General features: G+C 34.6%; 9 protein-coding genes and 1 pseudogene. 4 read left to right on the top strand and 6 right to left on the bottom strand.

All coding sequences use genetic code 11. The annotated features are described in order from the left end of the window. Positions 1 to 147: 147 nt before the first annotated feature. The 4 genes and pseudogenes from F6K54_RS01990 to F6K54_RS01975 form a co-directional block, all read left to right on the top strand. A pseudogene (locus F6K54_RS01990) lies at positions 148 to 480 on the top strand (transposase); the annotation flags it as partial. Positions 481 to 902: 422 nt separating this feature from the next. Further along, positions 903 to 2,009, top strand: coding sequence for a magnesium chelatase ATPase subunit I (gene bchI / locus F6K54_RS01985; RefSeq protein ID WP_293073728.1), 1,107 nt, complete (start codon positions 903 to 905; stop codon positions 2,007 to 2,009). Between the two features lie 781 nt (positions 2,010 to 2,790). After that, the gene (gene ruvC, locus F6K54_RS01980) at positions 2,791 to 3,288 is read left to right on the top strand and encodes a crossover junction endodeoxyribonuclease RuvC (RefSeq protein ID WP_293073725.1); all 498 of its coding nucleotides are present in this window, start codon (positions 2,791 to 2,793) and stop codon (positions 3,286 to 3,288) included. Positions 3,289 to 3,687: 399 nt separating this feature from the next. Then, entirely contained in the window at positions 3,688 to 4,494 is an 807-nt protein-coding gene (locus F6K54_RS01975) for a TPM domain-containing protein (RefSeq protein ID WP_293073722.1), read from the top strand. Between the two features lie 138 nt (positions 4,495 to 4,632). Here F6K54_RS01975 and F6K54_RS01970 read toward each other — a convergent pair whose 3' ends face one another. From F6K54_RS01970 to F6K54_RS01945, 6 genes are all read right to left on the bottom strand, one after another. Beyond that, a complete protein-coding gene (locus F6K54_RS01970; RefSeq protein ID WP_293073719.1) occupies positions 4,633 to 5,400 on the bottom strand; it encodes a hypothetical protein in 768 nt (255 codons plus the stop codon). A gap of 37 nt (positions 5,401 to 5,437) precedes the next feature. Further along, entirely contained in the window at positions 5,438 to 6,589 is a 1,152-nt protein-coding gene (locus F6K54_RS01965; protein WP_293073716.1) for a MotA/TolQ/ExbB proton channel family protein, read from the bottom strand. After that, positions 6,570 to 10,340, bottom strand: coding sequence for a hypothetical protein (locus tag F6K54_RS01960; protein WP_293073715.1), 3,771 nt, complete (start codon positions 10,338 to 10,340; stop codon positions 6,570 to 6,572). The genes F6K54_RS01965 and F6K54_RS01960 overlap by 20 nt, the downstream gene beginning before the upstream one ends. A gap of 234 nt (positions 10,341 to 10,574) precedes the next feature. Continuing rightward, a complete protein-coding gene (locus tag F6K54_RS01955; RefSeq protein ID WP_293073713.1) occupies positions 10,575 to 10,958 on the bottom strand; it encodes a hypothetical protein in 384 nt (127 codons plus the stop codon). Positions 10,959 to 11,200: 242 nt separating this feature from the next. Continuing rightward, positions 11,201 to 11,698, bottom strand: a complete 498-nt coding sequence (locus F6K54_RS01950; protein ID WP_293073710.1) for a hypothetical protein — start codon at positions 11,696 to 11,698, stop codon at positions 11,201 to 11,203. Between the two features lie 283 nt (positions 11,699 to 11,981). Further along, positions 11,982 to 13,398 (bottom strand): CAAD domain-containing protein (locus F6K54_RS01945; RefSeq protein WP_293073707.1); only part of this gene is annotated, 1,417 nt, incomplete at its 5' end.

Here is a 13,398-nt window from a genome sequence, read left to right as displayed (position 1 = left end):
AACGGATTTTGTCTCTAACTGAGATGTTACCACAGATTGCTAGGAGCCGTGATGCGGTGAAAGTCGCACGTCCGGTTCTGAAGTAGAGGTGCGGAGGATAATACCTCCCATCGACTATAACTGCTCTAGGCAATCCCACCCATTTTTTTAACTCCAGGTCAAGCATGTGACTTGGATGGAGCAGATGTTCTCCTACCTGTTGTAGAAGCTGAAGCAGTTTTGGCTGATAAAGCTTATGATGCTCAGGAGCGGGTCATTGGGCCTTTGAGTGAGAGAGGAATAGAAGTAGTGATTCCACCTAAGAAAAACCGGAAAGAAGGCCGTTACTACGATAAGATATTGTACAAATCACGTCATCTGATTGAAAATTTTTTCGCCAAGCTTAAACATTATCGAGCGATCGCTACTAGATATGATCAACGTTCGGTTAATTTCCTAGGAGGAATTTACTTGGTAGCTTCAGTCATTTCATTAGCATAGCGATCGCCATCTCCATAACGCATACAATACCTAATTTTGTCAATTTTTTAATTGATGACACGCCCTAGTTTCTCACCCTATTCCCTATTCCCTTAGTTGACATCCTCCCGACGTTGCGCATGGCGCGACAACGCGGGATTCCTAAACCTCGCGGCTCAGGACTTTCTGCTTCGTAGCACCTGCCTCCGAGGCCAAGCCTCTTTCTGGTCTTACGGTCACTCCACAGACTGACACTGCTAGCCCAGCAGCCTAATCCTATTTAGTATAGCATACCCTTGTAAAAACCGCAAGATTGATTGGTTTTCATCCCGACGCTCCCCTTCGGGAGAGCGCGGGTCTTCAACCAACGTTGAGATAAAGAAGCTCTAATTGTCCGTCAATATGCAAAAATAAAAAATAGTAATCAGAATTTAGAGTCTACTGTGAGTCCAACCGCTCAAGCCAATAATACGATAAATACATCTGTTAAACCAGCCGTCCCAAGAATTCGGGCTGTTTTTCCCTTCACTGCAATTGTCGGCCAGGAAGAAATGAAACTGGCCTTGTTATTAAATGTAATTGACCCCAAAATAGGGGGTGTGATGATTATGGGCGATCGTGGCACAGGTAAATCTACTACTATCCGTGCTTTAGCCGATCTGCTCCCAGAAATTGACATTGTTCTAGACGATCCTTTCAACAGCGATCCTCAAGACCCCGATCTAATGAGCGATGCTGTCCAAGATAGATTGGCACAACAGCAAGAAATTGCCATAGTTAAAAGAAAGGTCCAAATGGTGGATTTACCATTAGGGGCTACTGAGGACCGGGTCTGTGGTACTATTGATATTGAAAAGGCTTTATCAGAAGGGGTCAAGGCTTTTGAACCTGGATTATTAGCTAAGGCAAATCGTGGCATTTTATATGTTGATGAGGTTAATCTTTTAGATGACCATTTGGTTGATGTCTTGCTTGATTCAGCAGCCAGTGGGTGGAATACTGTAGAAAGGGAGGGTATTTCTATTCGTCATCCTGCTCGTTTTGTGCTTGTTGGTTCGGGAAACCCAGAAGAAGGGGAGTTACGGCCTCAATTACTGGACAGATTTGGAATGCACGCCGAAATTAGGACTGTTAAGGACCCTTCATTACGAGTTCAAATTGTTGAACAACGTTCAGCTTTTGACCAGAATTCTCAAGAATTTTTATTAAATTATCAAACACAGCAGGAAAAATTACAGGATAAGCTTGTAGGTGCTCAACAAAAGCTGAAATCAGTGGAAGTTGATTATGATTTACGAGTGAAAATTTCTCAAGTTTGTTCTGAGTTAGATGTGGATGGTTTACGGGGAGATATTGTGACTAACCGTGCAGCAAAAGCTTTAGCTGCTTTTGAAGGTAATACAGAAGTGACGGTGGAAGATATTGGTCGTGTTATTACAATGTGTTTAAGGCATCGACTACGAAAAGATCCATTGGAAAGTATTGATTCGGGTGATAAGGTAAAGAAGGTTTTTAATAGAGTTTTTGGATTGGCAGAGGTAGAAGGATAATTTAATAATTAATCTTCGTGAATTGTAGTTGAATTTTTTAGGGAGAAGCACATTGATTGAAGCGATTTTTTTGAGGTGAAAAATTAGCTATTTAACAATTGTGAAAAACTCGTATCATTGCTTCTCCTATTTTGATTAAATTATGGGTGGTTTTTCCGATAATTAAAAATATTAAATATTTATAATAGAGTAATTAGCAGTTGTTGTAGAATCCTAGTAATTAGGGTTTACTGAAAAAGGTATAGCTATGGCTATTGCTGCTTTTTATAGCCATTTGCTGCTAAGTTGCTGTCAGTAAATTCGTATTAATTGCTTTTTAAACTGACGGGAAAACAAGCTAAATATGACCTATTATATTAAATCCGGTAGCATTGGTGTAATAAGATAGTGAATCAGAATCCAGAATCCAGAATCCAGAATTTAGAAGGGAAGAGAACTAAGAATTCTTTCCGCTCTGGGTGAAGATGGAATATTTTTTTATATCGAATTAAACGGATTTGATATTACTTATGAGTAAAAGCAAAACAAGTTAATAAAAAAATTAGCGATCGCGTCAATTATGCCATTATTAAAGGAATGGAAATTTAACCTGAAAACCGACCTCAAACCTTGCAAGAATTGTTGATATTACTTCAGCTTCAACCTCAGAATATTATTTTCTAAATGTCTCAGGTTTTTCAAGCAATTGTACCTCAAGTTGCTACCTTAAATATTCAGAGCTTATAATTTTATCCAATTCCCTACAACCAGCAAATTTAATATAAGAATCAAAAGTCTAAAATTGGAAAAGTTAATTATTGGATTAGATCCAGGTCTAGCAATATTAGGATTTGGAGTAATTAAATGTGTTTATAATTCAAAAACAGACAAAATAAATTCTACTTCTATGGTTGATTTTGGGGTGATTAAAACTACAAAAAAACAAGAAATGGGCGAGCGTTTAATCACAATTTATGAAGATTTACATACGATATTTAATACCTTTAAGCCAGACTTAGCAGCGACAGAGAAACTATTTTTTTATCGTATGGGCAATACAATTTTAGTTGCCCAAGCTAGAGGAATTTTAATGTTAGTATTGGCTCAACATGGAATTCCATTAATAGAGTTTACACCTGCACAAATTAAAAAAGCACTAACAAGTTATGGCAATGCAAATAAATCTGATGTGCAGCAAGCAGTAGCAAGAGAATTAGATTTAGATGAGATTCCTAAACCAGATGATGCTGCTGATGCTTTAGCAATTGCTTTAGCGGCAAGTTGGTTGAGTGAAATTTAGACTTCTGCTACTCATAGCAGTTTTAATTAATAATTTAGGATACATAAATTTTGGCTTTAAGGCAGGGGGCAGAGGTTTTGTAGTCTACAATTATTTCCCCTTACTCTGTAGGGATGTTGCATGCAACGTCCCTACTCCCTCTTTTCTGGAGATATCTAACACTTGTTCTCTTGGCCATAAAAAATATAAATTGTGATCTTTAATACATAATTATATTCTTATTTGTATTACCAATAGTCAACATTATTAAGTCAAAAGTTTAAAAAATATTAATATTTGCTCTACATTTTATACAAATGTGAGTTAAAGTAAATAAATGTAAAGAAATATGAGATTTTTCTGAACTTTTTTTAATACAAGCATTTACTGTCCACTTTTGAGTTTGAAACTAAATATAAAATGAAAAAATACTTTTTGAAAAATTTTTCTTTATTAATTACAGCAGTTTTCGTGGCATTATCGATTTTTGCTCTAACCCCAGGAGTTGCCAACGCTTATGATAATCCTCAGTTACTCCCCGAAGAAAAAACACCAATTATTGACTTAGCAAGAAACTTAACAGACATTCAAGAAGATATACTAGCCAAAGATTTAGAGCAATTTGAAAATGAAACTGGTTGGAAACTGAGGGTTTTGACTCAATTTGATCGTACTCCTGGTAGAGCAGTTAAAGATTTTTGGGAACTTGATAATAAAAGTGTGTTGTTAGTAGCTGACTCCCGTGGCGGTAATATTCTGAACTTTAATGTAGGTCGCGCTCTTTATGAATTTCTGCCTCGGACATATTGGGTAGAGTTACAAACTCGCTACGGTAATCAATTTTTTGTGCGAGACCAAGGTGAAGACCAATCTATTATCCAATCATTAGAATCTATCAAAACTTGTTTACGTCAAGGTGGTTGTAATGTTGTACCAGGTTTACCAAGAGAGCAATGGATTTTAACTTTAATTACATCAGCTATTGGTGGAGTAGTTTGTGGTTTTGCAGCTCAACCCCGGAAACCAGACCAAGCTTTTTCTTGGCAGTGGGCGTTAATATTTTCTCCATTGTGGGGAATTTTATTTATTGCTTTTGGAATTGGCCCAGTAGTTACGAGAACTTCAGATTGGTTGCCATTGACTCGTAATATTGCAGCTTTTCTGATAGGAGCTTTGGTTGCTTATTTGACTCCTTTTATGAGTCAATCTTCTCCTTCTGAAACGTGAGAATAAGGCATAAGGCAGAGGGCAGAAGGCAGAAGGGAAAATCTGGCTTTGTCTGAATTTTCAGCTTTTAATATGTCCTCACCTTTCCTTCCACTGCTATAACTCATGTCTTGTAGACTTTCGTCAACAGTATCTTCCCTACTTTTCCCCCGACTTAGTAAAACGAATCTCAATACGTCGCCTCTCTTGATCTGGGTTTTCATTAGGTTGGGCAAATTCTCCATTCCTTAAGATTAATGGACCAGCAGAATATGCTCGAAAACCCTTTAACGGATCGAGACTTCTAAGTTTACCTTCTGACTTTTGAATGTCTTGGAGTTTTCTCACAACTGCTAAAGCTCTCATAAGTCCTAAATCTACATTAGAACCTTCTTTTAATTTTCCTACAGATTCATTTCCAGTCGCTACTTCTTCAACTAAACCATCAAGATTGCTGAAAGGTTCTGCAACAGGTTGTCCATCTGTATGACCAATTATAACTACGGTATCAACATCAAATTTTTGAATATTTTCCTCAATATTTGGAACAAGTGTATTACGAATATATCCATTTAAAGCATCAGTCAGCTCCGCACTACCTGAAGGAAAATCATATCCTTGGGCAGCAGTAATAACAATATTAGGAGGAAATTGTGGAATCCTAGCAGCAGTTTCAGCACGAAGTCTTTTATATAGTTTTGAATTCTTTTCTTTTTCTGCATCCAGTAAATTGTTTAATTGCTCGACTCTGTTTCTAGAAGATTTTAAAGAGCTTGCTAATTCCTGATTTTTAGTATTAATATTTTGATAAGCTCCAGCAGTGATAACTAACATTACTAACAGTATAGCAAGTAACGAAACAATTAAATCGACTCCAGGACCAAAAGGATCGTCTTCATTACTAACAAAATTCCAAAGTTTTTTCATGCTCGAATAAAACTCCAATTTATGGTTAAATTATTATCTAATAAAATATATTTTTAATCCTTTGTAGTAGTGGTCTATTCAAAGATTTATTGACTGTTCTCATCGTATATTTAATTTCTTCCATACTTTGAATTACTCGATTAATTGTAGCTCGTAGTTCTTCATTTGCTTCTAACATTGCAAATGTATATTGAGAGTTTTCTATATTTCTTATAAAATTGACTTGAGATGAATCAATCTGTTGTAAAAAATCGGCGAATTTAGCACTTGTTTCTGACAAAGTATTAATTCCTGCATCAATTTCTTCTGTTTGTTGTTGAATACTAGCTTCTGTCTCACCGAGTGTACTAGAAATTTTTTCCCCTGCAAATACTATTCCATCTTTTATGTCATCTCTAAAACTTTTTAGAGAAAGTTCACTGTAAATTTCTTTTACTTCGTCAATAAATCTATTTTGAACATCACTTATTTCATTAATAAATCGATCGAAATCTACTTTAGTTTCCTTAATTTGCTCCATACCTTCTTGTATTTCATTGGTTTGTTCTCTAATTCTTTCTAGAACAGCATTAATACTACGTTGAATCTCTTGAGTATTCTCATAAAACCTTTTTCCTAGCTGCTCTACAACACTTTCAACTTTTGCTAATTCTCCTAAAATTCTTGATTGATCGTCATTATCAGCATTTCGAGCTAGCAAGAGAATAACTTCAACAGAACTTTCCATATCTCTAAAATAGTTCTCTTGACGTTTACGCAATATCATCAGTAAAAATCCAAGTAATATTGCGACTTCTAATCCTGCTATTGTCGTACTAAATGATATAAATAAAGCACCTGAAAGGTTGTTTATAGCCTCTATAGGAGTTACTTCAGAACCAATCTTACTGAGTTGGATTATTGCTTCAAGTAAACCTATAAATGTTCCGAAAATTCCTGCTCTAAGAGCAATTTTCTGAATATTTGTTATTGTGAAAAGACTTTCAAGAGATTCATCACGATATGGCTCAAGAATATTAATACTTGACTCAAACCTTAAATTTTTAGCCTCATTACAAATATGACGAAAAAGGCGAGTCATAGCTAAAGCAGGTTCACTTCTATTTTCTGGCAAATAATATTCTTCTAATTTGCTTAGGTCTACTTTTCTTTTTTCTCGGAGACCATCTTCACCTCTTTCCATCGTCATTATCATCTACACTGAGAGCTAATAAGGAAATCTGTTGGGATATAAGCTGATTAGCTTTCTCTATGTTGACTTCTAAAAGCTCCGAGAGTTTATTCTGTAATTCTTTTTCTTTTTGTCTATATTTATTTTTATCTCCCTCATTACCAGGCTGAGTGCTAAGATCCTGAAGGTGTTGACTAACTAACTTAAGTTCTGTCTGAACACTTTTTATTTCATCTAAAGATGCACTTATTTCAAGGAAACGCAATCTTTTATCTTTAATTATCAGCTCTTGCACTTCAATTAACTGGTTCGCTCGAATCTTGAAATGAATATTTCGTTCAAGTGCTTCTAACTGAGTCTCTTCACGACTAAAGCGAGAAATAGTCACCATTAAACCAAATTTATTCATAACATCTCGATTCACTAAAACGTTAGCTTGCTCAAGAATTTTAGCGGCTTGCTGAGTATTCTTATATATGAGGTTTCCACTGTCCAAACCTCTAAAATAATATTTAAGTTGTTTTTCTATAAAATCTCTAATTTCTTCAATTGAGTATTCGCGACATTGAAATATATCCCACTTCTCTTTAGCAACTCCAGTAATACTAAAAGAACCGCTATACTTAACTATTTCGCCAGCATCTTTAATAGAGCCTACCTCAATTTCAAACTCACAAGGCTGACTTCTCAACTTATTAATCCGCTGGATTAAATCTGTTTCTAGTATGCTTAAATAAATTTTGATAGAACTTGCATGAAATTTACTACTCAAAACACTTATTACATTTTCAGATAGCTTTTTCTTAACAGGTTCTTGTTTTCCCTCTGGATGATGTTCAAAGTCGTAGTAAAAATCCTCAGGTTCTACATCATGCAATACTTGACTAATAGCATCTAATACTTCTTGTTTTATGAGTTCATCAATATTATTCTGAGAATCGTTTAAAATATCCTTAATTTTTTCCAGGTTTTCTATTTTTCCACGAACATCAATGCCCAATTTAACTTTGACACTGTTTTGTTTTGTGGCAAAATACTCTTCTTCTTTAAACCAGAAACCTTCTGTTCTTAATTTGAGAGGCTTTAAGTCAGGAAAGGTGCTAATTAATTTAACTGAGTAACCAATTTTTTCAGATTCTATATTGAACAAATTCTTGATTGATTGCTGATTATACTTTAAGATACAATCTACATATTTCCAGCCCAATAAATACTTATGAATAATCGTTTTAAGATTATATTTTAACCACTCTTCAAGGTTTGAAATTTTTGCTTTTCTATATTTGAGAATACTGTCTCTACTATATTCACCACTCTCATCTTTTACAGGTTCAACAGCTAAAGTATTTTTAATGACAACTCTGCCATAAACTGGAATATCATACTCAACATCATATTGAAAAGGAGCTAACTCAGGCATCTGAAGTTTATTGTCAACTTCTGGGAAAAATCCCTCTATTCTACGACCATGAGTTTTGAGTATTTGGTCAAGGTGGGAAATCAATTCTGAACAGACAACATCATCAAATTTATAGAAAAAATCATACAAGTAGGTTTTCTGACGCAGATACTTTTTAGTCGCCTCTTTAAGAATATTCTTGAGTGCTACTAACCTTCTATAATTAAGAACTGCATTAATTTTTCTATTTTCTACTATTACAAGATTAGCTTGAAATCTAAAATTAACTTGCTCCTCAAAATCCTTTAGAAGTAATGGAAAATGACCAGAATCAACTAAGAATGGTTTTAACTGGTTTGATTCATCAAGAAGCTCTAGTGGAATATCTCCATAAAGCTTTGTATAAAACTGGTTTAGAGTTTCTTCTAAATATTCAGAATACAACAGTATAGCGCATTTATTTGAAAAGGAATAAGTCTTTGAGTCACATTCTAAATTAGGTAGCCAAGCACTCAATTTTTCAAGGATTTCATATACTCTTAAACTACTCTGTTTTGTCATATTATAGATTGCTTGATATGTCTCTTGACGAACTTCCTCACTCCCTTGATTAATACATTGATTAAACCAGTAATATTCATCAAACTGAGGAGCTGACTTCAACCGTTTTGAAATTTCTAGAACAGCATCAAGGCGTTTTTCATGAATTAATCTATTCAAGAAAGTTTCTAAAATATCCTCTAATTCAGCATAATTTAAAGTTTCACGGAGTAAACCTACAATGCAATAGTAAATATACTTTAAATCTTTACTCTTTCCATCAGTTTTCAACTCCAAAGCTTCTATAAAAATTTGTACTAACCAATCTACCCAACTCTCAACCCCTGGTTGAAAAAGCATCATAGCGACTGATAAATCTTTTAAAGCCTTTGCAACTTGAGGAGAGGTATCAAATAATAAGTTTAGTTCTATAAGTTTTCGGAACTTTTTCCTATATTCTATGAACTTTCTCTCTTCAAAATATTGTTTCAACTCACTTCGTAAATGAGGTAATGAAAAATTAATTACTCTAGAGGAGTATTCATTAAGAGAAAGTTCTACAAAGCAGTCTTGTAATATTTGTTCAGCATCTTCTTCCCAAGCATCACGTAATAATTTTTTTGTTTTAGTTTTAGATTGATTCCCACTTCTATCAGCTACTTCTTTTTGAGGCTGATTAAACGTTATATCTCCAATTGCTAATGAAACTGTCGATTCAGGAACATTCTTAGGAACTTCAACTTGATTTTCTTCTGCTATTAAAGTTCTTTCTTCCCGTAGTAATAGACAAACAATCCGCTCGAAGTCACTGATATTTAAACCTTGAAAGAATGTTACTACATATAGTACAGTCTTTCTTAGAGGGTCTGCTTTCTTATATAGCGATGAAGCATCAACTTGTCTTTCATCTGTAGCTTTTTCCTCTACCAACGGAACTTCCAAGTGTGGGAATGATAGTGATTTAATCTGTTTCCTTTCTAGTGTGGTTTCTAATACTTTTGATTCAGCTATACAAATGCAAAATATGTGACTATTTTTTAAGTCTTGTTTTATAGCTCCCGCTGTAGAAGGTTGTACAACTAGAGAATCTAAAAAAGTTTGTGTTTCATAGCTGTCTACAACAATTAAGGTTGACTCTTCCTTTTCAATAGCTGGGTGAAAGATAATATTATCTATATTTATTTCAAAATCTAATTTTTTAGAAGCTCCTAATTCTCCTGTAAATAGCCTTTTATTTGATACTGAAATTTCCTCAGTCAAACTATAAGCAACTGAAAGTGCAGAGCTTGAATCTGAACAAGTAACAACAACCAAGTAATCTTCTTGTAATTTATGGGAATAATCAGATAAATCGTTAACTATAATATCAGGTAAACTTTTCGACTTTGGAGGTAAAGGTCTTGTTGGATCGGTTAATTTTTGGTTTCCATCAGATTGAATATAATCATTCTTGTTAAAGCTATATTTTTTATCTACATCCTTACCTTCGCTAATGAAATTCTTAACAACAACTTCAACATAATTTTGATTGTTGCTATTACCATCTGTAACTTGTTTATTTGTTATATTTTCCTTTTCTCCATTTCCATTCTCAGGAACTTGCTGATTTTGGATTTGCTTTTGATTATTATGATTTCCCGATTGAATAGTTTGTAGGAAAATATCCCCTGGATTATTTTCCGCCTTTATTTCTACTCCTTTATTTGATTTTGTTTTTTCTGGCATTTCATCTTGACCAGTTTCACCTGGGTTATCTGGAGTATTTTCAGTTCCAGAATTTTGTTCCTGTGGGTCTTCAATAGGTTGGTTCTCTTTTTGGTCTTCGCTCATAACTATAATACTTTTTTAACTGAGTAGAAATTAAGAAAAAAAACTTTGGAGGTGATTTATTTAGTCAGTTATGAAATACTAATTTCTTTAAATTAAAAAGCTTTGACCATACCCAACAGGATTTTATATAAATCTAAACTAAAATAGTCATTTTTTTAGCTTAATTATGTTTAAAAATCAGCTCTTAAAGTGAAAAATTTAATCAATTTTCCTGTAAAGTGCTGCTTTAGAAATTTATTCAGGTTTCATCCAACTTTTGATAACCGCCTTCCCCAGGTTAATATAAGAGTTGTCCAACAACTCTTCAATTGCAACTTCAGTACCGGCTTTCAATGCAGCAACTGCTCGACTTTTAAGAGTTGGAGTAATTTTACGATTAACATGGGCTACTTTTTCAACTTCAGTAGCATTAGGATTACTAAGTTCTAGCTGTTCCAGAAGTCTTTGAATTTCTGCTGCTGCCTCTGCAAGGGTTTTCTTCTCCTCACTCACATGAACATTTAGGTTTGCTTCTTGAGTATTTTCTTGAGTATTATTGTTACCATCTGTTATAATTTCGAGAGAAACTACAGACGATCCATTTACAGATATAGAAATTCCATCCGATTGATTAGACATATAAAATATTCTTAATAAAGATTAACTAATAGCTATATTAGCATATTAAATTTAGCACTAGATTTTTCTCTGAGGCGCTGTTTATATTGTTGTAAGTCGTGTTGCTTAACCAATAATTATTAGACCTATCCGATAATTAATTTCAAACCCTTGTATATCAGTATTTTCGTAGCCTACTTATTGCATAGGTACTGATAACTGATAACTGATAACTGATAACTGAAATGACCCCAGGGAATATATCAATCTTCCTTAGTAATTTTAATAACATAGGGATAATATTTATTTCTTTGATAAGAACCTACCCAAACTTCATAAGTACCCGAAAACCATTGACCCATAATTCCAGGATTTTTTCCTTCAAAGTCATCGTTACACCAACTACCCCCAGGACCTCTAACTACTAAAGTTGTATCTTCACTACTTTTAACTTCAAGTTTCAGGGATTGAAAAAAACCATTTAAAATTAATCTATGATCTGGTTTTCGATCAATAAAACCGACACAAGGTCCAGTTACCGTATCATTCCTGCCTGTTGTTTCTTTTGCAGATACAGGTCCTCCACTTAATCCTCTAATAATCATTCGGTTTTGAGGAGATTTTGGATACAGATTTACATCTTCAAATATAGGCGTCAATTGTAAATCTTGGGATAAAACAGGACTGATTTTCTGTATCCCAGCTAATGAAAATAATACTACTAAAAATAATGTTGTTTTTCTTCGTTTATTTTTATTCATTTAGAGCGCTGTTTTCGGATAAAGAAATTCAAAAAAATTATTGGGGGAATTTGAGAGGATGTCTGAAAAGTTTTTTGATACTGAATTTTGCCCCCCTAGCCCCCCAACTTTGGGGGGAACAAGAATCAATTTGTTTCTAAAAGTCCCCCAATTTTTGGGGATTTAGGGGGCTTGGATGTAGCAAACGGGACTTCTCAGACAACCTCTGAAGCAAACATTTTTATGGCTTACTTTTATGTTTAATTCCCCCATGTTATTTTCAGTATCTGAAACTATTAGAAATTTAAGATTTTTTGCCAACAATATCTGCTTTGATATCTTGAATTTTATCTAACAATTCTTGCCTATTAGATTTCCGCAGTAAATAACGGTAAACAAACCATACTGAATATCCCATACCTATCAACTCAAAGCTAATTGATAAAGTAGTAATTGCTTCTAAAGCTTCTAAGAAACCAAGAATTAACCTGAAGGTTAATATGATTAAGATTAGCGAACCAATTACTATAAGTTGACGCTGATATGTTTGATAGAATTGACTAATGTAATCAGGAAAGTTAGCAAAAGTATCAATCAATTTTTCTTTAATTTTTTGTAGTTGATCGATATTAAAGATTTCATTAGTTGTTGTGTCTACAGGTTGTTGATCATCTAAGGTTGAAGTTTCAACTTGAGCAGCAACTTGTTGTTCTACGGTTTCCGGTTCTGTAGTAAGAGTTTTCGCTGTTGATGTTTGTTTGTCTACAGCAGGTTTTACCGTTTTAGTTTCTTCTGTTGGAGTTGTTGGAACTGTAGGAGTTGCTGTTGGTTGCTTGTCTACAGCAGGTTTTACCGTTTTAGTTTCTTCCGTTGGAGTTTTTGCGACTGTAGGAGTTGCTGTTGGTTGCTTGTCTACAGCAGGTTTTACCGTTTTAGTTTCTTCCGTTGGAGTTTTTGCGACTGTAGGAGTTGCTGTTGATGTTTGTTTGTCTACAGCAGGTTTTACCGTTTTAGTTTCTCCAGTCGGAGTTACTGCTGGTGCTTTATCTATAGTTGGTTTAACAGTTTGAGACTTATCTGCAGGAGTCGTCGTTGGTTTTTGCTTCTCTACAGTAGGTTCAACAACTTCAGATTTATCCGTAGGAGTTACTGCTGGTGCTTTATCTATAGTTGGTTTAACAGTTTGAGACTTATCTGCGGGAGTTGTAGTTGGTTTCTGTTTCTCTACAGTAGGTTCAACAACTTCAGATTTATCCGTAGGAGTTACTGCTGGTGCTTTATCTGTAGTTGGTTTAACAGTTTGAGACTTATCTGCAGGAGTTGTAGTTGGTTTCTGTTTCTCTACAGTAGGTTCAACAACTTCAGATTTACCCGTAGGAGTTACTGCTGGTGCTTTATCTATAGTTGGTTTAACAGTTTGAGACTTATCTGCGGGAGTTGTAGTTGGTTTCTGTTTCTCTACAGTAGGTTCAACAACTTCAGATTTACCCGTAGGAGTTACTGCTGGTGCTTTATCTGTAGTTGGTTTAACACTTTGAGACTTATCTGCAGGAGTTGTAGTTGGTTTCTGTTTCTCTACAGTAGGTTCAACAACTTCAGATTTATCCGTAGGAGTTACTGCTGGTGCTTTATCTGTAGTTGGTTTAACAGTTTGAGACTTATCTGCAGGAGTTGTAGTTGGTTTCTGTTTCTCTACAGTAGGTTCAACAACTTCAGATTTA

It is taken from the genome of Okeania sp. SIO3B5 (assembly GCF_010692555.1).
Classification (GTDB): Bacteria; Cyanobacteriota; Cyanobacteriia; order Cyanobacteriales; family Microcoleaceae; genus Okeania.
Note: the sequence above shows the minus strand (reverse complement) of the source record. Positions and strands in the feature narration are given on the sequence as shown.